The following is an 18,230-nucleotide window of genomic DNA, read 5'->3' as shown; positions in this document are numbered from 1 at the left end:
GTCGATCATGTGCCGGTCGTCACGACCGAGCGGAGGTGTGCCGGTGACCGAGGAGCAGTCCTCCGGGACCACTGCGGTACAGCGGCGCGCGCTGCACGAGCGCGGCCGGCTGCCGTGGTCGCTGAAGCTGGCGGTCGCGCTCATCTACCCGGTCACGTCGCTGGTGTTCCGGCTGCGCTACCGGGACGGCGACCGGCTGCCGCGCACCGGACCGGTGCTGCTGGTGGCCAACCACGTGTCGGTGCTCGACCCGCTGGCCTGCGCACGGCTGGTCTACGACAACGGGCGGGTGCCGCACTTCCTGGCCAAGCAGGCCGTGTTCAAGGGCGTCGTCGGGAAGATCCTCCGGCACGCCGGGCAGATCCCGGTGGCCCGCGGCTCCGCCGACGCCCGCGGCTCCCTGGCCGCCGCGGCGGCCGACCTGGAGGCGGGTAACGTCGTCGTCATCTACCCCGAGGGCTCGGTGACCCGCGACCCCGACTGGTGGCCGATGCAGGCGCGCACCGGCGTCGCGCGGCTGGCGCTGACCACCGACGCGGTGGTGCTGCCGGTGGCCCAGTGGGGCCCGCACCGGGTGCACGACTACCACACCAAGAAGCTGCGCCTGCGCTTCCGGGCGCCCGCGGACTACGCCGTCGGAGAGCCGGTCGACCTGTCCGCGCTGCGGGCCGAGGTCCGCGCCGGCCGGCCGCTGACCCCGGACCTGCTCCGCGAGACCACGGACCTCATCATGGGCCGGGTGCGCGACCTGCTGTCCGGCCTCCGGGGTGAGCCGGCCCCCGCCTCGTTCGCCCCCCGGCCGGGGCGGTCGCTGCCCGGCGACCTCCCGGGGAGCGCTGCGTGAGCGAGCTGGACCGCCTCGGGCGGGGCACCCGCGCCGCCGTCCTGGGCGCCGGCTCCTGGGGCACCACCTTCGCCAAGGTGCTCGCCGACGCCGGCTGCACGGTGTCCCTGCACGCCCGCCGGCCGGAGCTGGCCCGGGCGATCGCCGAGACCGGGGAGAACCCCGAGTACCTGCCCGGCGTGCCGCTGCCCCGCGCGCTGACGGCGACCCCCGACGCCGCCGAGGCCCTCGACGGCGCCGACGTCGTGGTGCTCGCCGTCCCCTCCCAGTCGCTGCGCACCAACCTGCTCGAGTGGGCGCCGCTGCTGCCCCCGGACGCGACGCTGCTGTCGCTGATGAAGGGCGTCGAGCTCGGCACGACCAAGCGGATGAGCGAGGTCATCCGCGAGGTCACCGGCGCGGGCCCGGACCGGGTGGCGGCACTGTCGGGGCCCAACCTGGCGCGGGAGATCGCCGAGGAGCAGCCGGCCGCCACCGTCATCGCCTGCACCGACCCCGACCGGGCCGCCGCGCTGCAGGCCGCCTGCCACACCGTCTACTTCCGGCCGTACACCAACGCCGACCTCGTCGGCTGCGAGCTCGGCGGCGCGGTGAAGAACGTCATCGCGCTGGCCTGCGGCATCGCCGAGGGGATGGGCTTCGGCGACAACACCCGGGCCTCCCTGATCACCCGCGGCCTGGCCGAGACCACCCGCCTGGGCGTGGCCCTGGGCGCGGAGCCCTCGACCTTCGCCGGCCTGGCGGGGCTGGGCGACCTGGTGGCCACCTGCAGCTCGCCGCTGTCGCGCAACCGCACGTTCGGGGAGAAGCTGGGGCGGGGCCTGTCGCTGGAGGAGGTGCAGGCCACCACCCGGCAGACCGCCGAGGGGGTCAAGAGCTGCCGCCCGGTGCTGGACCTGGCCCGCGCGCACGGCGTCGACGTGCCGGTGACCGAGGCGGTCGTGCGGGTCTGCCACGAGGGCGTGCCGGCCGCGCAGATGGTGAAGGAGATCATGAGTCGGGAAGCGAAGCCGGAGTGACGACGCACCCCCGGGCCGAGCCGGAGTGACGACGCTCCCTGCTGGGTGGGGCGACGGCACCCGCTCGGTCCGGGCGGGCGACGCCCCGCCGGTGCCGGGCACCCCGCTGCGCCCCTCGCCGGTGTTCGCCGCCCCCTTCCACCTCGGCGACCGCCCGCCGCGCGCCGACGGCGCCGACGCCTACGCCCGCACCGAGCACCCGACGTTCCGGGCGTTCGAGGACGCCGTCGGTGAGCTCGACGGCGGCCGGTGCCTCGCCTTCTCCACCGGCATGGCCGCGGTCACCGCGGCGGTGACCGCGCTGGTGTCGGCCGGCGACCGCGTGGTGCTGCCCGCCGACGGCTACTACGCGACCCGGCTGCTCGCCCGTGACGAGCTCGAACGGCTCGGCGTCCGCGTGGAGTACGTGCCGACGACCGGGATCGGCGACGTCGCCGCCCGCGGGGACCTCGACGGCGCCCGGATGGTCCTCCTCGAGACCCCGAGCAACCCGCAGCTCGACGTCTGCGACATCGCGGCCGTGGCCCGCGCGACCCGGGCGGCCGGGGCGCTGCTCGCCGTCGACAACACCACCGCCACCCCGCTCGGCCAGCGGCCGCTGGCGCTGGGCGCCGACCTCACCGTGGGCGCCGACACCAAGGCGCTCACCGGGCACAGCGACCTGCTGCTCGGCCACGTGAGCACCACCTCCGGCGAGGTGTTCGACCGGCTCAAGGGCTGGCGCGACCACACCGGCAGCACGCCCGGCGCGTTCGACGCGTGGCTCGGGCACCGGTCGATGAGCACGCTGGACCTGCGGCTGGCCCGCCAGGCGCAGACCGCCGCGGCGGTGGCCGAGGTCCTCGCCGGCCACCCGGCGGTGACCGGCGTCCGGTGGCCCTGGCTCCCCTCGGACCCCTCCCACGAGCTCGCCACCCGGCAGATGCTGCGGCCGGTCGGCGTCGTCTCGGCCGAGCTCGCCGACGAGGCCGCGGTGTCGCGGTTCCTCGCCGCGAGCCGGCTGTGGACCGCGGCGACCAGCTTCGGCGGCGTGCACAGCACCGTCGACCGGCGGGCGCAGTGGGGCGGGGACGCCGTCCCGGGGGGCTTCCTGCGCTTCTCCTGCGGCATCGAGGACACCGATGACGTCGTCGCCGATCTCACCGCCGCGCTCGACGCCGTCTGACGGGATGAGCCGCACCACCCTCGACCGCGTCCTCGCGGCCGGCCCCGTGCTGCACGCCGGCCGGGACGGTGACTACCGGGCGCTCGCGTGGGCGGCCGGGGAGCCCCACCGGGTGCGCCGCGAACTGGTCGGGCCGGCGTGGGAGCCGCCGCGCCGGGGCGTGCGGGCGGTCGCCTGCCTCGCGCACGTCACCGACCTGCAGCTGGCCGACGTCTGCTCGCCGGCCCGCTTCGAGTTCTTCCACCGCTTCGAGGCCGACCCGCGGATGCGCGCCCTCGTGCCCATGCACCGGCCGCAGGAGGCGCTGACCGCGCACGCCGTCGACGCGCTGGTGCGCACCCTCAACGGCCTGACCGGGGCGCCGCGGACCGGCCAGCCGCTGCAGGTGGTGGTCACCACCGGCGACGCCATCGACAACGCGCAGTGGAACGAGCTGGAGCTGTACCTCGCCGTCCTCGGCGGGGGCGTGGTCTCACCCGGCGCCGGGCTGACCGCCTACGACGGGGTGCAGGCCTCCGGGTGGCCGCACGACCTGTTCTGGCGGCCCGACGACGACGGCGGCGTCCACCACGAGCGGTTCGGCTTCCCCGCCCGCCCCGGGCTGCTGGAGGCGGCGTTCGCGGCCTTCGCCGCCGAGGGGCTGCGGCTGCCGTGGCTGGGCTGCCACGGCAACCACGAGGCGCTCATCCAGGGCGTCGGCGTCCCCACGCCCGCGCTGGCCGCCGTCCTCGGCGCCGGGCGCAAGCCGGTCGACGTCGACCCCGCCCTGCAGCTGGACGACGCGCTGCGCCTGTTCACGCACCGCTCCGAGGTCTTCACCACCGCCACCTCCCGCCCGGTGACGCCGGTGGCCGACCGCCGGTTCATCGACCGCCGGTCCTTCGTCGCCGCGCACCTCTCCGACGGCGGGGCGCCGGCCGGCCACGGGTTCACCGAGGAGAACCTGCGCGACGGCACCGCCTACTACGCCTGGGACGGGCTGCCCGGCGTGCGCGTCGTCTGCCTGGACACCACCCGGGTCACCGGCGGCGCCGCGGGCTCGGTCGACGCGGCGCAGGCGCGGTGGCTGGAGGAGCGGCTGCGCGAGGTGTCGTCGTCGGCGCCCGGTCCCGACGGCGGGCGGGTGGCCACGGGCAACGCCGACCGGCTGGTGGTCCTGCTCTCGCACCACGGGTCGGGCACGCTCACCCGCTCCGACGCCCTGGGCGGGCAGCCCGCCGCCGGCGACACCGCGCTCGGCGCCCCCGAGCTGCTCGCGCTGCTGCACCGGTACCCGAACGTGGTGCTGTGGCTCAACGGGCACACGCACGTCAGCGAGGTGCGGCCGTGGGCGCACCCGCACGAGCCCGGCCGCGGGCTGTGGGAGGTGACCACCTGCGCCGTCGTCGACTGGCCCGGGCAGGCCCGACTGGTGGAGCTGCTCGACAACGGCGACGGCACGCTGTCGCTGGTCTGCACGATGGTCGACCACGACAGCCCCGCCCGGCCGCCGGCCGCCGACGACCCCGCCGCCGGGGACCCCGCCGCGCTGGCGGCGCTGCACCGCGAGCTGGCGGCCAACGTGCCGTACGCGGGCCTGGGATCGCCGCTGGCCGGCACGCCCGCCGACCGCAACGTCGAGCTGGTCGTCCGCGCCCCCTTCTGAGCAAGGACCCCCTCGCCCCCCACGCCTCGCTCCGCTCGGCGCGAGCCCCTGCGAGGGGGCCGTTCCAGCGGCTCAGGCGGTGCGGGCGTCCCGGCGGCGGCGGTGGGCGGCGCGGGCGGTGAGCCAGCCGCTGAAGGCGAGGTAGTAGACGACGTAGGCGAACGACAGCGCGACGACGAACGGGTTCGGGTCGGGCAGCTGGGCGACCAGCACGGCGTAGGAGACGAACCAGACGGCGGTCAGCGCCATGCTCACCTGCCACAGCGCCTCGGTCCGCGACGGGTAGAGGTAGCGCACCGGCACGAACACCAGCACCGAGAAGACGACGAGCACCACGGCCACGGCCACCTGCGACAGGTCGAGCACGACCGCGTAGAACGCGACGACGTTCCAGTAGCTCGGGAAGCCGAGGAAGGTGTGGTCGTCGGTCTTCGCGTCGACCCGGCAGAACTGGTAGCTCGATGCCAGCAGTGGCAGTGCGGCCAGCACCCAGCCCACCGGCCCGTGCGGCAGCATGCCGGTGGTCCACAGCAGGACGACGGGGGCGAAGACGTAGGTCAGGTAGTCGACGATGTTGTCCAGCAGCGAGCCGTCGAACCAGGGGATCGTCTCCTTGACCCGCGCGCGCCGGGCCAGCATCCCGTCGGTGCCGTCGACCACCAGCGCGGCCAGCCCGATCCACAGCGCGGCCTCGACCTCGCCCTCGATCGCGGCCAGCACGAACAGCAGCGCCAGCACCGCGCCCAGCGCCGTGTAGGCGTGCACCGCCGCGCCGGCCAGCCGCAGGGGGAGCGGGTGCCGGCGCACGGCGGCTTCCCCCTGGTGCGCCGTCGTCGCCGGAGGTCGGGGGTCCACCGGAGGGGCCGCGTTCTCCCGCATCGCCGTCGAGGTTCCCACACGGCCCGCGTGCCGGCCCCGCGGGAGCCGGGGGGACGCGCGGAGGCCGTCGACTAGGGTCGGCCGCGATGAGCGGAACGGGCAAGGTGCGCGTCGCGGTCGTGTTCGGGGGGCGCAGCGCCGAGCACGCCATCTCCTGCGTCAGCGCCGGGAGCGTGATGGCGGCGCTGGACCGGGAGCGCTACGAGGTGGTCCCCGTCGGCATCGCCCGCGACGGCCGCTGGGTGCTCCCCGACGAGGGCCAGCGGCTGGCCATCGACGGCGGCCGGCTGCCCGAGGTCACCGGCGGGACGGCGGTGTCGCTGGTCGGCGACCCCGCCGGCCGCGGGCTGGCCGTGCTGGAGCCGGCCGCCGCGATCGGCCCGGTGCTCACCGAGGTCGACGTCGTCTTCCCGGTGCTGCACGGCGCCTACGGCGAGGACGGCACCATCCAGGGGCTGCTGGAGATGAGCGGGCTCCCGTACGTCGGGTCGGGCGTGTTCGCCAGCGCCGCGTCGATGGACAAGGAGTTCACCAAGAAGCTCCTGGCCGCCGCCGGGCTGCCGCAGGGCGACCACGTGGTGCTCCGCGACGCCGAGGGCGCTCTGTCGGCCGACCCGGACCTGCTGACCGCCGAGGACCGCGAGCGGCTGGGCCTGCCGGTGTTCGTCAAGCCCTCGCGCGCCGGGTCCAGCATCGGCATCACCCGGGTCACCGACTGGGGGCAGTTCCCCGAGGCGGTGGCCACCGCGGCCGCCGTCGACCCGAAGGTCGTCGTCGAGGCCGCCGTGCCCGGCCGGGAGATCGAGTGCGGCGTGCTCGCCGGCCGCGACGGCGGGCCGCCGGAGGCCAGCCTGCCGGCCGAGATCCGGCTGAAGCCCGGCACCGACTGGTACGACTTCGACGCCAAGTACCTCGAGGACGCCGTCGAGTTCGACGTCCCGGCCGACCTCACGCCCGAGCAGACGCGGATGGTGCAGGAGGCCTCCCGCCGCGCCTACCTCGCCCTGGACTGCGAGGGCCTCGCGCGGGTGGACTTCTTCCTCGGCACCGGGCCCGACGGCCGCGAGCGGCTGGTCGTCAACGAGGTCAACACCATGCCGGGCTTCACGCCCATCTCGATGTTCCCGCGGATGTGGGCGGCCAGCGGGGTGTCCTACCCCGAGCTGGTGGACCGGCTGGTCACCTCCGCACTGACCCGTGCGGGCCGGCCGGGGGACCAGCGGACCCCCCGGTGACCCCGGGCCGGCTCGCGGCCGTCCTCGCCGGGCTGGTGTCGCTCGTGCCGGCCACCGGCTGCACGCCGACCAGCGCCACCCCCGCGCCCGCCCCCGCCACGCCGGAGGGCGTCGAGGAGCTGGAGGAGCTGCTGCTCGACGAGGTGCCCTCCGGCCTCCCGCGGATCGCCGACGCCGACCTGCAGCCCCCCGCCGGCGCCAAGACCGTCGACGACGTGGCCACCTACTCCGACGACCCCGCCCGCGAGCGCGCGGTGCTGCGCGAGTACGGCTACCGGCACGGCTGGGAGCGCTTCTGGGGCGCCACGGCCGGCCCGCTCACCAGCGTCTTCCTCGACCAGTTCGCCGACCCCGCCGGCGCGGCCGCCTACGCGCGCGACCTCGCCGGCAACGACGCCGAGCTCTACGACGGCGTGCTGCGGCACGACCCGTCGTCGCTGCCCGAGGGCTGCAGCCTGCTCACCGTCGCCGAGGTCGACCCGGCGACCGGGCTGTCCGGCCCGGCGGCGTTCGCCTGGTGCGCGCACGGGGTGTTCAGCGTCGGGGTGACCGCCGTGGCGGCCACCGGGGAGGCGGCGGGCGACGAGGTGCACGCCGCCGTCCGGGCCCAGCTGGAGCGCCTCCCGGCCGTCTGAGGGGCCTCAGCGCGGCGGCAGGGTGTCGGCGATGACGCCGCTGAGCACGGTGACCGGGGCGCTGTCGACGTCGGGCGGCAGGGTCACCTGCACGTAGGCGGCGCGGTCGACCGCGGTCCAGGTCGTCGCCTCCTCGGTCTGCTCGACGAACCAGGTGACCCGGTCGATCTGCAGCAGCCCCTCGCCGGCGACCAGGCCCGCGGGCTGCGGCACGCCGCACACCAGCACGACCGGCGGCTCGCCCCAGGCGGCGGCGTACGGGGTGTCGGAGTCGACCAGCCGCTGCGGCTCCCCGGTCAGGTCGAGGGGGAGGCCGGACATCAGGGCTGGGCAGGCCGCGTCGGCCTCCGGCGTCGGCGGCGGGACCTCGACCGGCAGCACGGGGAGGTCCTCGGCGCGCTGCTGCGTCGGGGCGCCGCTGACGTCGGCGACCGGCTCGTCGTCGCCGTCGTCGTCGCCGCCGACCACGCGGACCAGGACGAGCAGCGCCACGAGCACCGGCACGATCACGGCGGTCGCGACCAGCGCCAGCCGGCGCAGCGGGTCGCGCGCGGGCGCCGGTGCCGGGTCCGGGGCGGGGGTGTCCTCGCTCAGCGGCTCAGATGTTGACGACGGGGCAGGTCAGCGTGCGCGTGATGCCGTCGACCGACTGGACGCGGGCGACCACCAGGCGACCGAGCTCGTCGACGGTCTCGGCCTCGGCGCGGACGATGACGTCGTAGGGGCCGGTGACGTCCTCGGCCTTGGTCACGCCGGCGATCTCGCTGATCGTGGACGCCACCTGGGCGGCCTTGCCGACCTCGGTCTGGATCAGGATGTAGGCGTGGACCACGGGACGACCTTCCTCGGACGGCTCTGCGGGTGGCTGCCTGCCACCGGCAGACGGACCGGAGCGCAACGTACCCCAGCGACCCGGAGTGGCCTGTGACACGGCCCCGTCCGCTGGTGCCGCGCGAGGACCCCGCCGACAGCGTGCGGGTCGTGGGGGAGTTCGGCGTCATCGCCCGGGTGGTCGCCCGCGCCGGCGCAGCGCGGGTCGCGCAGGTCGGCCCCGGCGACGACGCCGCGGTGCTGCGGGTGCCCGACGGCCGGGTGGTCGCCACCACCGACGTGCTCGTCGAGGGCCGCCACTTCCGCCGCGACTGGTCCTCGGCCGAGGACGTGGGGCACAAGGCCGCCGCCGCGAACCTCGCCGACGTCGCCGCGATGGGCGGGGTGGCCACCGCGCTGCTGGTCGGGCTGGCCTGCCCCGCCGACACGCCCACCTCGTGGCTGGAGGGCGTGGCCGCCGGGATGGCCGCCGAGTGCGCGCCGCTGGGCGCCGCCGTCGTCGGCGGGGACACCGTGGCCTCGGCGCCCGACAGCGGCGCCGTCGTCCTGTCGGTCACCGCGCTGGGCGACCTCGGCGGCCGGGAGCCGGTGCTGCGCTCGGGGGCCCGGCCCGGGGACGTGCTCGCCGTCGCCGGGCGGCTGGGCTGGTCGGCGTGCGGGCTGGCCGTGCTGCGCCGCGGCTTCAGCAGCCCGCTGGCCGCCGTGACCGCGCACCGCCGCCCCACCCCGCCGTACCTCGCCGGGCCGGCCGCGGCCGACGCCGGCGCGACGGCCATGTGCGACGTCAGCGACGGCCTGCTCGCCGACGCGGGGCACCTGGCCACCGACAGCGGCGTCGTCCTGGACGTCGACCGGGCCGCGCTGGTGCGTGCGACGCTGGAGCCGCCCGGTCCGCTGCAGCAGGTGGCGGCGGCCCTCGGCGCCGATCCCCTGGCCTGGGTGCTCACCGGCGGGGAGGACCACGCGCTGCTGGCCACCTTCCCGCCGGCCGCGGCGCTGCCGGAGGGGTGGGTGCCGATCGGGCGGGTCGAGGAGGGGGAGCCGGGCGTGTCCGTCAGCGGGGAGCCCGCGGCCGACATCGCGGTGGCGGTCGGCGCGGAGGGGACCGGGCATGTCCACTTCGGCTGAGGTGCGGCTGCGCGACGGGTCGGTCGCGCGGCTGCGCGCGGTGCCCTACGACGACCCGCTGGCCCGCGACCTCGTCGAGCGGGTTCAGCAGGAGTACGTGGTCCGCTACGGCGGCCCGGACGGCGCCGCCGTCGACCCGGCCGAGTTCGTGCCCCCGGCCGGGCTGTTCCTCGTCGCCGAGGTCGACGGCGAGCCGGCCGGCTGCGGCGCCTGGCGCCGGCACGGCGAGGGCGAGGACCCCGCCGTCGTCGAGGTCAAGCGCGTGTACGTCGTGCCGCGCTTCCGCCGGCGCGGCCTGGCCCAGGTGCTGGTCACCGCGCTCGAGGACTCCGCGCGCGCCTCGGGGTACCGCTCGGTCGTGCTCAACTCCGGCGACCGCCAGCCCGAGGCGCTCGCGCTGTACGCGGCGATGGGATACACGCCCGTCCCGGGGTACGGCATCTACGCCGGTGAGGCCGGGGCGGTGTTCCTCGGCCGGCGCATCGACGGGGACCTCGTCGGCGAGGAGGAGCGGCCGTGGGCGTCGTGACGATCTCCGCGTCCTACGGTGCGGGCGGGCCGGAGGTCGGCCCCGCCGTCGCCGAGCGGCTCGGCCTGGCCTTCCACGACCGGGCGATCCCGGCCCAGGTGGCCGGCCGGCTCGGCGTCTCCCAGGACGACGCCGAGGCCAACGACGAGCGCGTCGTGCGCGGCCTGTGGCGGCTGGTGGCCTCGCTCGGGGCCATGCCCGACCCGGTCGGCGGCGTCATGCCGGCGACCACGCAGCCCGACGAGCGGGCCTACCGCGAGCACACCGAGCGGGTGCTGCGCGAGATCGCCGACGGCGCCGGCGGGGTGGTGCTCGGCCGCGCCGGGGCGCTGGTGCTGCGCGACCGGCCCGACGCCCTGCACGTGCGGCTCGACGGCCCGCCGGACGCCCGGCTCCGGGCGGCGGTGGCGCGCTACGGCCGCCCGGCGGACGAGCTGCGGCGGGAGCTCGAGGCCAACGACACCACCCGCGAGGCCTACGTCCGGCACTTCTACCGCTGCGACCCGGCGGCCGCCCGGCACTACCACCTCGTCGTCGACGGGACGGCGCTGCCGCTGGGGGCCGTGGTGGACCTGGTGGTCACGGCGGCGCGGGCCCGCGGGATCGGCGCCCGCTGACCCTCCGCGCACGCGAAGGACCCCGGAGGTCGGCGACCTCCGGGGTCCTCGGCGAGCGGCGGCCTCCGTCAGGAGGCCCGGCGATCAGGCGCGGACGACCTTGCCCGCGCGGATGCACGAGGTGCAGGCGTTGATCCGCTTGCGGTTGCCGGGGGCGACGAGCGCCCGCACCGACTGGATGTTCGGGTTCCAACGGCGCGGCGTGCGGCGGTGCGAGTGCGACACCGACATACCGAAACCGGGCCCCTTGCCACAGACATCGCACACGGCAGCCACGGTGGATCACTCCCAGAGAATCGATTTTCAGACGGCGGCGCACAGGCGGCGACCGCGAGACCGTCGTCCAGCATAACCGCTCCTCCGCGGAGCCGTCGCCGAGGTCGGAGGAGGACCGGGTCCGGCTCCGCCACGGGACCGGGTCCGGCTCCGCCACGGGACCGGGTCCGTCCGTCTCCGCGGGTACCCTCCGGCCGTGCTGCAGGCGCTGGACGACGCCGCGGTCGGTCGCTGGTGCCGCGCCGCGGTCACCGCGCTGTCCGCGGGACGGCGCAGCCTCGACGACCTCAACGTCTTCCCCGTGCCCGACGGCGACACCGGCACCAACCTGCTGCTCACCGCGCAGGCGGCGGTCGCCGAGCTCGACACCGCAGGGGGGCGCGAGCCGGCCTGGACCGCGCTCACCCGCGGCGCGGTCCTCGGCGCCCGCGGCAACAGCGGCACCATCCTCGCCCAGCTGGTGCGCGGCCTGTCCGACCAGCTCGCCGGCCAGGAGCCCGCCGACGGCCCCGCGCTGGCCGCGGCGCTGCAGAAGGCCGCCGACACCGCCTACTCCGCGGTCGCCGACCCGGAGGAGGGCACGTTCCTCACCGTCGCCCGCGCGGGCGCCGAGTGCGCCGTGGCCGCCGTCGCCGAGGGCCGCACCGCCCTGGCCGACGTCGTCACCGCCGCCGCCGACGGCGCGCGCACGGCCCTGGAGGCCACCCCCGGCCAGCTCGACGCGCTGCGCGACGCCGGCGTGGTCGACGCCGGGGGCGCCGGCCTCTGCCTGGTCCTCGACGCCCTGGTCGCCACCGTCACCGGTGTCGAGCTCGCGCGCCCGCCGCTGGTGCCCCGCCCGGCGCACCCCGCCGACCCCGCCACCGTCCCGGCGCAGCCGCCGGCGGGCCCCGGCAGCGAGGTGCAGTACCTGCTCGCCGACGCCGACGAGGCCGCCGTCACCGTCCTGCAGTCCCGGCTGGCCGCCCTCGGCGACAGCCTGGTCGTCGTGGGCGTCGACACCCCCACCGGCCGGCAGTGGAACGTGCACGTGCACACCAGCGACGTCGGCGGCGCGATCGAGGCCGGCATCGAGGCCGGCCGGCCGCACCGGATCACCGTCACCCCCCTGGCGCCGGTCCGCCCGCCCGCCCCGGTGCCGGGCCGGCGCGCCGTCGTCGCGGTCGTGCCGGGGGAGGGCCTGGCGCAGCTGTTCTCCGGCGAGGGCGTCCGCGTGGTCACCTGCGGTCCCGACGGCGTGGACGAGGACGAGCTGCTCGACGAGGTGCTCGTCTCGGCCGCCTGCGACGTCGTCGTCCTGCCCAACGACCCCGCGCTGACCCCGGTCGCCGCGCGCGCCGCCGAACGGGCCCGCGCGGCCGGCCGCGACGTCGCCGTGGTCCCCACCCGCTCGCCGGTGCAGGGCCTGGCGGCCATCGCCGTCGCCGACCCCGCCCGCCGCTTCGGCGACGACGTCATCGCCATGGCCGAGGCCGCCGCGGCCACCCGCTGGGCCGAGGTCACCGTCGCCGAGCAGGAGGCGCTCACCAGCGCCGGGTTCTGCCACCCCGGCGACGCGCTCGGCTCGGCGGAGGGCGACGTCGTGGTGGTCGGGCGCGACCTCGCCGCGGTCGCCTGCGACCTGCTCGACCGGCTGCTGTCGGCCGGCGGCGAGATGGCCACGCTCGTCGTCGGGCCGGACGCCGCGCTCGGCGACGCCGTCTGCAGGCACCTGGCCGCCGTCCACCCCACCGTCGAGGTGGTCCGCTACGACGCCGGCGCGGTCCTGCCGCTGCAGGTGGGGGTGGAGTAGCCCGATGGCGGTGACCCTCGACACCGACCTCGCGCGCGTGCTCGGCGCCAAGACGGCCAAGGCGATGGCCGAGTCGCTCGGGCTGCGCACCGTCCGGGACCTGCTGCGCCACTACCCCCGCCGCTACGCCCGCCGTGGCGAGATCACCCGCCTCGACGACCTGCAGGTCGGCGACCGCGTGACCGTGCTCGCCCAGGTCCGGCGGGTGACCAGCCGGCGGATGCGCAACCGGCCGGGAACGCTCACCGAGGTCACCGTCGGCGACGGCGCCGGCGAGATGCAGCTGGTCTTCTTCAACCGGAAGTTCGGGAAGCTCGAGGAGGGCGCCTGGGGGCTGTTCGCCGGCACGGTCGGCGAGTACCGCCGGACCAAGCAGTTCGCCCACCCGGACTTCCACCTGATCACCGGCGACGACGACGAGGACTGGGCCCGCGCGCTCATCCCGATCTACCCGGCGAGCAAGGAGGTCTCCAGCTGGGTGATCCAGAAGTCGGTGCGGCTGCTGCTCGACGCCTCCGGCGGTTTCGGCTTCGTCGAGGACCCGCTGCCCGAGGACCTGCGCCGCCGCCACGGGCTGCTCAGCCTCCCCGCCGCCCTGCTCGACGTGCACCGGCCCACCAGCGACGAGGACGTCGAGCGCGCCGAGGAGCGTCTCAAGTGGGACGAGGCGCTGGTCCTGCAGCTGGTGCTGGGCGCCCGCCGCCGGGCCGCGGCCCTGGAGCCGGGCACCGCCCGCCCGCGCCGGAGCGGCGGCCTGCTCGACGCCGTCGACGCCGCACTGCCCTTCGAGCTGACCGAGGGACAGCGGCAGGTGGGGGAGGAGCTCGCCGCCGAGCTGTCCCGCGAGCACCCGATGCACCGGCTGCTGCAGGGCGAGGTCGGCTCCGGCAAGACCGTCGTCGCGCTGCGCGCCATGGCGCAGGTGGTCGACGCCGGCGGGCAGGCCGCCCTGCTGGCACCCACCGAGGTCCTCGCCGCGCAGCACGCCCGGAGCATCGCGGCGATGCTCGGCCCGCTGGCCCGCGCCGGCGAGCTCGACGGCGACCCCGCCGGCACGAGGGTCGTGCTGCTCACCGGCTCGCTCAAGGCCGCCGCCCGCCGCGCCGCCCGCGCCGCGGTGGCCGACGGCAGTGCCGGGATCGTCGTCGGCACCCACGCGCTGCTGCAGGAGGGCGTCGAGTTCGCCGACCTCGGCCTGGTCGTCGTCGACGAGCAGCACCGCTTCGGCGTGGAGCAGCGCGACGCGCTGCGCGCCAAGGGCAACCGGCCGCCGCACGTGCTGGTCATGACCGCCACGCCGATCCCGCGCACCGTCGCGATGACCGTCTACGGCGACCTGGAGACCTCCGTGCTGCGGCAGCTGCCCAGCGGCCGCGGCGGGGTGGCCAGCTCGGTGGTCCCCGTCAGCGACAGGCCCGCCTGGCTCGACCGCGCCTGGGAGCGGCTGCGCGAGGAGGTCGCCGCCGGGCGGCAGGCCTACGTCGTGTGCCCGCGGATCGGCGATGAGGACACCGGCAGCGAGGACGAGCCCGACGAGGCCGACGCCCCGCAGGAGAGCGGCGGCGACGGCGACCGGCGCCCGCCGCTGGCCGTGCTCGACGTCGCCGAGGCGCTCAGCGAGGGGCCACTCGCCGGGCTGCGGCTGGCGGTGCTGCACGGCCGCATGACGCCCGAGGCCAAGGAGGCGACCATGCGGGCCTTCGCCGCCCGCGAGGTCGACGTCCTGGTCGCCACCACCGTCGTCGAGGTCGGCGTCGACGTGCCCAACGCCACCGTCATGGTGGTCATGGACGCCGACCGCTTCGGCGTCAGCCAGCTCCACCAGCTGCGCGGTCGCGTCGCCCGGGGCAGGCACCGCGGGCTGTGCCTGCTGGTCACCGAGGCCCGCGAGACGACGGCGACCGGGCAGCGGCTGGCCGCGGTCGCCGGCACCTCCGACGGCTTCGAGCTCGCCCGCGTGGACCTCGAGACCCGCCGCGAGGGCGACGTCCTCGGCGCCGCGCAGTCCGGGCGGCGCTCCACCGTCAAGCTGCTGTCCCTGCTCGAGGACGAGGAGCTCATCGCCACCGCCCGCGCCGAGGCGACCGCGCTGCTGGCCACCGAGCGCGGGCTGGCCGACCACCCGGGCCTGGCCGCCGAGGTCGCCGCCCTGGCCACCGACGAGCGCGCCGACTACCTCGAGAAGGCATGACCCGCCTGATCTCCGGCGCCGCCGGGGGCCGGCGGCTCAAGGTGCCGCCCAGCGGGGTGCGGCCCACCGGCGACCGCGCCCGCGAGGGGCTGTTCAACAGCCTGGGCACCCTGCTCGACCTCGACGGCGCCACCGTCCTCGACCTCTACGCCGGCTCCGGCGCGCTCGGGCTGGAGGCGCTGTCCCGCGGCGCGGCGCAGGTGGTGCTCGTCGAGAACGGTCCCCGCGTGCTGCCGGTGCTGCGCGCCAACGTCGCCGCCGTCGGCCTGCCCGGCGCGCGGGTGGTCGCGGGGTCGGTGCCCACCGTCGTCGGCGGCGCGCCGCCGGCCCGCTTCGACCTCGTGCTCGCCGACCCGCCCTACGCCGTCCCGGCCGAGGAGGTGCGCGGCGTGCTGAGTGCGCTGGTGACGGGGGAGTGGCTCGCCCCGGACGCGGTCGTCGTCGTCGAGCGGTCCTCCCGCGAGGAGCCCTGGGAGTGGCCGACACCGCTGACCGGTATCCGCGACCGCCGCTACGGGGAGGCGTTGCTCCGGTACGGTCGCCTCCCGTGAGGCGAGCGGTCTGTCCCGGGTCGTTCGACCCGGTCACCAACGGCCACGTCGACGTCATCACCCGGGCCGCCGCGCTGTACGACGAGCTCGTGGTCGCCGTCCTGGTCAACCCCGGCAAGGCCGGGCTGTTCTCCGTCGACGAGCGCATGGAGCTGCTGCGCGACGCGGTGGCGGAGCTGCCCAACGTCGTCGTCGACAGCTTCAGCGGTCTGCTCGTCGACTACTGCCGCAGCCACGACATCCCGGTGGTGGTCAAGGGCCTGCGGGCGGTCGGCGACTTCGAGTACGAGCTGCAGATGGCGCAGATGAACCGCGAGCTGGCCGGCGTCGAGACGCTGTTCGTGCCCACGGCGCCGCAGGTCGGCCACCTGTCCTCCAGCCTGGTCAAGCAGATCGCCACCTTCGGCGGCGACGTCTCCCGGCTGGTGCCCAAGGCGGTCCTCGAGCGGCTGCTGGCCAAGCGCGACGACGGGGCGCAGCCGTGACCGAGGTCGTCTACCGGCTCTACGAGGTCGTCGACGAGCTCAGCCGGGTCATCGAGAGCGCGCGCAGCGTGCCCATGTCCGGCTCGTGCATGGTGCCGCGCGACCACCTGCTCGACCTGCTCGACGACCTGCGGGAGAACCTGCCCGAGGAGGTGCACGCGGCCGGCGCGATCGTCGAGCAGCGCACCGAGATCCTCGAGCAGGCGCAGGCCGAGGCCGAGCAGCTCACCGGCCGCACCCGCGAGGAGGCCGACCGGCTGGTCGCCTCCGCCCGCCGCCAGCGCGAGGAGGTCCTCGGCACCGCCCGGCGGCAGCGCGACGAGCTGCTCGCCCGTGCCCAGGCCGAGGCCGAGGACCTGCTCACCCGGGCCGAGGCGGAGGCCGACCGGCTGGTCGCCGAGGCGCAGGCCCACCACGAGGCGGTGCTCGCCGACGCCCAGGCCCAGCACGCCGAGGTGCTCGCCGCCGCGCAGGCCGAGCACGAGCGGCTGGTCAGCGAGACCGAGGTCTACCGCGGCGCGGTGGCCCGCTCCGACGAGCTCGGCGCGCAGACCGTCGCCGAGGTCAACCGGATGCGCGCCGAGGTCGACGAGTACGTCGACACCCGGCTGGCCGACTTCGGCACCACCCTCGAGCGGATGCTGCGCTCGGTGGAGAAGGCCCGCGAGACGCTGCGCGAGCCCTAGGCCGGAGGACGTCCCGGCGGCCCGGACGGCGACGGCGCGGGATCGGGTAGTCTCGGTTGCTGGTCCGACCACCGGTGTCCGCGCCCGGCCGGATCCCCTCCCACCTGACGACCGCGAGTACTGACATGCCTGCCGCACCTGCCGACCGCCGCCCCGGCGCCGCGTCCTCCGACGCCCGGCGCCCCGCTGCCGACCCCTGGGCCGTGGAACTGCGCGAGCTCGGCCGCCGTCCGGGCTCGATGCAGGAGCTCGACCGCACCATCCCGGCCCCGGAGGGCTGGCGGCTGGAGTTGATCGGCGTCCCCGAGGGCGCGCCGGTCCACCTGCGGCTGCGGCTGGAGTCGGTGATGGAGGGCGTGCTGGTCTCCGGCGACGTCGAGGTCCCGGTCGAGGGCCAGTGCGCCCGGTGCCTGGACCCGGTCGAGGACACCTACGACCTCGACGTCCAGGAGCTGTTCGCCTACCCGGGCAGCACCACCGAGGCCACCAGCGAGGAGGACGAGGTCCGCCTCGTCGAGGGCGAGCGCATCGACCTCCAGCCGATGGTGCGCGACGCCGTCGTCCTCGCCCTTCCGCTCTCGCCCACCTGCACCGAGGACTGCGCCGGCCTGTGCTCCGGCTGCGGCCAGCGCCTCGACGACCTGCCGGACGACCACTCGCACGAGCTGGTCGACCCCCGCTGGGCCGGCCTCGCCGGCCGTTTCACCACCGGAGCGGTCACCGACCGTCCGGGCGACCCTGAGGAGAACTGATCGTGGCCGTCCCGAAGCGGAAGATGTCCCGCGCCAACACCCGCGCCCGCCGGTCGCAGTGGAAGGCGAGCGCCCCCACGCTGGCCCCCTGCCCGAACCGCGCCTGCGGCCAGCTCAAGCCGCCGCACCAGGCCTGCCCGAACTGCGGCCAGCACGCCGGCCGCCAGGTCCTCTCGGTCTGACCCGGCACGACGTGGGCAGCGCCGCCCGCCCGCCGGTCGTCCCCGACGGCGGTTCGCCGGCGGGACCGGCGCACGCCGACTCCGCGGCCGCCTGGCTGCTCGACGCCCTCGGCATCGAGCTGCCCGGCGGCCTGCTGGCGTTGGCGCTGACCCACCGCTCCTACGCCTACGAGCACGGCGGCCTGCCCACCAACGAGCGGCTGGAGTTCCTCGGCGACGCGGTGCTCGGCCTGGTCGTCACCGACGAGCTCTACCGCAGCCAGCCCGACCTGCCCGAGGGCCGGCTGGCCAAGCTGCGCGCCTCGGTGGTCAACATGACCTCGCTGGCCGGGGTCGCCCGCCGGCTCGGCGACGGCGGCCTAGGGCCGCACCTGCTGCTCGGCCGCGGCGAGGAGACCACCGGCGGCCGGGAGAAGGACTCGATCCTCGCCGACGCGCTCGAGGCGCTGATCGGCGCGGTGCACCTGGGCGTGGGCCTGGAGGTCGCGGCGGCCGTCGTGCACCGGCTGTTCGACCCGCTGCTGGTCGAGTCCGCCACCCGCGGGGCCGGCCTGGACTGGAAGACCAGCCTCCAGGAGCTCGGCGCCGCCCGCGGCCTGGGCGCACCCGTCTACGACGTCACCGACGAGGGCCCGCCGCACGCCAAGACGTTCACCGCGGCGGTGTCGCTGGCCGGCGTCGTCCGGGGCAAGGGCACCGGGCGCACCAAGAAGGCCGCCGAGCAGGAGGCCGCCGAGGCCGCCTGGCGCGCCGTCTCCGCCGACCCCGTGGCCGCCGGGGACTGACCC

At 76.6% G+C, this 18,230-nt stretch carries 21 protein-coding genes; 17 read left to right on the top strand and 4 right to left on the bottom strand.

From position 1 onward, the window contains the following. Positions 1-43: 43 nt before the first annotated feature. Genes ACI79L_RS05855 through ACI79L_RS05840 form a run of 4 tightly spaced genes read left to right on the top strand, consistent with a single transcriptional unit; the run spans position 44 to position 4,673 of the window. Positions 44-844 (top strand): lysophospholipid acyltransferase family protein, encoded by an 801-nt coding sequence (locus ACI79L_RS05855; protein ID WP_456935864.1) that lies wholly within the window; start codon positions 44-46, stop codon positions 842-844. Continuing rightward, positions 841-1,863 (top strand): NAD(P)H-dependent glycerol-3-phosphate dehydrogenase, encoded by a 1,023-nt coding sequence (locus ACI79L_RS05850; RefSeq protein WP_456935863.1) that lies wholly within the window; start codon positions 841-843, stop codon positions 1,861-1,863. Before ACI79L_RS05855 ends, ACI79L_RS05850 begins: the two co-directional genes overlap by 4 nt. Positions 1,864-1,888: 25 nt before the next feature. After that, entirely contained in the window at positions 1,889-3,028 is a 1,140-nt protein-coding gene (locus ACI79L_RS05845; protein WP_456935862.1) for a cystathionine gamma-lyase, read from the top strand. 4 nt (positions 3,029-3,032) lie between these two features. After that, positions 3,033-4,673 (top strand): TIGR03767 family metallophosphoesterase, encoded by a 1,641-nt coding sequence (locus tag ACI79L_RS05840; protein ID WP_456935861.1) that lies wholly within the window; start codon positions 3,033-3,035, stop codon positions 4,671-4,673. Positions 4,674-4,745: 72 nt separating this feature from the next. On the opposite strand, the gene ACI79L_RS05835 is transcribed toward ACI79L_RS05840, so the two are convergent. Beyond that, positions 4,746-5,480: a CDP-alcohol phosphatidyltransferase family protein gene (locus ACI79L_RS05835; RefSeq protein WP_456935860.1), complete on the bottom strand. Its 735-nt coding sequence runs from the start codon at positions 5,478-5,480 to the stop codon at positions 4,746-4,748. Positions 5,481-5,638: 158 nt separating this feature from the next. Here ACI79L_RS05835 and ACI79L_RS05830 point away from each other — a divergent pair, with 158 nt between their 5' ends. Then, entirely contained in the window at positions 5,639-6,787 is a 1,149-nt protein-coding gene (locus ACI79L_RS05830; RefSeq protein ID WP_456935859.1) for a D-alanine--D-alanine ligase family protein, read from the top strand. Then, positions 6,784-7,422 (top strand): hypothetical protein, encoded by a 639-nt coding sequence (locus ACI79L_RS05825; protein ID WP_456935858.1) that lies wholly within the window; start codon positions 6,784-6,786, stop codon positions 7,420-7,422. The genes ACI79L_RS05830 and ACI79L_RS05825 overlap by 4 nt, the downstream gene beginning before the upstream one ends. 6 nt (positions 7,423-7,428) lie before the next feature. Here the strand turns inward: ACI79L_RS05825 and ACI79L_RS05820 are convergent, their stop codons facing one another. Next, complete coding sequence (locus ACI79L_RS05820; RefSeq protein WP_456935857.1) at positions 7,429-7,932, bottom strand: DUF3515 domain-containing protein; 504 nt, start codon at positions 7,930-7,932, stop codon at positions 7,429-7,431. 88 nt (positions 7,933-8,020) lie between these two features. After that, entirely contained in the window at positions 8,021-8,254 is a 234-nt protein-coding gene (locus tag ACI79L_RS05815) for an Lrp/AsnC ligand binding domain-containing protein (protein ID WP_091212468.1), read from the bottom strand. 92 nt (positions 8,255-8,346) lie between these two features. Between ACI79L_RS05815 and ACI79L_RS05810 the strand changes: the two genes are divergently transcribed. The 3 genes from ACI79L_RS05810 to ACI79L_RS05800 are packed head-to-tail and all read left to right on the top strand — an operon-like array spanning position 8,347 to position 10,527. Further along, entirely contained in the window at positions 8,347-9,381 is a 1,035-nt protein-coding gene (locus ACI79L_RS05810; protein ID WP_456935856.1) for a thiamine-phosphate kinase, read from the top strand. Further along, positions 9,365-9,910 (top strand): GNAT family N-acetyltransferase, encoded by a 546-nt coding sequence (locus tag ACI79L_RS05805; protein ID WP_456935855.1) that lies wholly within the window; start codon positions 9,365-9,367, stop codon positions 9,908-9,910. The genes ACI79L_RS05810 and ACI79L_RS05805 overlap by 17 nt, the downstream gene beginning before the upstream one ends. Beyond that, the gene (locus ACI79L_RS05800; protein ID WP_456935854.1) at positions 9,898-10,527 is read left to right on the top strand and encodes a cytidylate kinase-like family protein; all 630 of its coding nucleotides are present in this window, start codon (positions 9,898-9,900) and stop codon (positions 10,525-10,527) included. The genes ACI79L_RS05805 and ACI79L_RS05800 overlap by 13 nt, the downstream gene beginning before the upstream one ends. 84 nt (positions 10,528-10,611) lie before the next feature. On the opposite strand, the gene rpmB is transcribed toward ACI79L_RS05800, so the two are convergent. Next, positions 10,612-10,794 (bottom strand): 50S ribosomal protein L28, encoded by a 183-nt coding sequence (gene rpmB / locus ACI79L_RS05795; protein ID WP_436277817.1) that lies wholly within the window; start codon positions 10,792-10,794, stop codon positions 10,612-10,614. Between the two features lie 205 nt (positions 10,795-10,999). Here rpmB and ACI79L_RS05790 point away from each other — a divergent pair, with 205 nt between their 5' ends. The 8 genes from ACI79L_RS05790 to rnc all read left to right on the top strand — a co-directional run bounded on the left by ACI79L_RS05790 (position 11,000) and on the right by rnc (position 18,227). Next, a complete protein-coding gene (locus ACI79L_RS05790) occupies positions 11,000-12,595 on the top strand; it encodes a DAK2 domain-containing protein (RefSeq protein ID WP_456935853.1) in 1,596 nt (531 codons plus the stop codon). A gap of 4 nt (positions 12,596-12,599) precedes the next feature. Then, positions 12,600-14,786, top strand: a complete 2,187-nt coding sequence (gene recG, locus ACI79L_RS05785; protein ID WP_456935852.1) for an ATP-dependent DNA helicase RecG — start codon at positions 12,600-12,602, stop codon at positions 14,784-14,786. Continuing rightward, positions 14,783-15,337, top strand: coding sequence for a 16S rRNA (guanine(966)-N(2))-methyltransferase RsmD (gene rsmD, locus ACI79L_RS05780; protein ID WP_456935851.1), 555 nt, complete (start codon positions 14,783-14,785; stop codon positions 15,335-15,337). The genes recG and rsmD overlap by 4 nt, the downstream gene beginning before the upstream one ends. After that, positions 15,334-15,822 carry a pantetheine-phosphate adenylyltransferase gene (gene coaD / locus ACI79L_RS05775; RefSeq protein ID WP_456935850.1) on the top strand — a complete coding sequence of 163 codons (489 nt, stop codon included), beginning with the start codon at positions 15,334-15,336 and terminating at the stop codon, positions 15,820-15,822. Before rsmD ends, coaD begins: the two co-directional genes overlap by 4 nt. Further along, positions 15,819-16,508, top strand: coding sequence for a hypothetical protein (locus ACI79L_RS05770; RefSeq protein ID WP_456935849.1), 690 nt, complete (start codon positions 15,819-15,821; stop codon positions 16,506-16,508). Before coaD ends, ACI79L_RS05770 begins: the two co-directional genes overlap by 4 nt. Positions 16,509-16,633: 125 nt before the next feature. Beyond that, complete coding sequence (locus tag ACI79L_RS05765; protein WP_456935848.1) at positions 16,634-17,260, top strand: YceD family protein; 627 nt, start codon at positions 16,634-16,636, stop codon at positions 17,258-17,260. Between the two features lie 2 nt (positions 17,261-17,262). Further along, a complete protein-coding gene (gene rpmF, locus ACI79L_RS05760; RefSeq protein ID WP_089402499.1) occupies positions 17,263-17,442 on the top strand; it encodes a 50S ribosomal protein L32 in 180 nt (59 codons plus the stop codon). An 11-nt stretch (positions 17,443-17,453) separates the two neighbouring features. Next, positions 17,454-18,227: a ribonuclease III gene (gene rnc, locus ACI79L_RS05755; RefSeq protein WP_456935847.1), complete on the top strand. Its 774-nt coding sequence runs from the start codon at positions 17,454-17,456 to the stop codon at positions 18,225-18,227. Positions 18,228-18,230 lie beyond the last annotated feature (3 nt).

The organism is Geodermatophilus sp. SYSU D00684 (assembly GCF_054050455.1).
The sequence above is the reverse complement of the archived record's forward strand: the minus strand, read 5'-3'. Positions and strand labels throughout refer to the sequence as shown.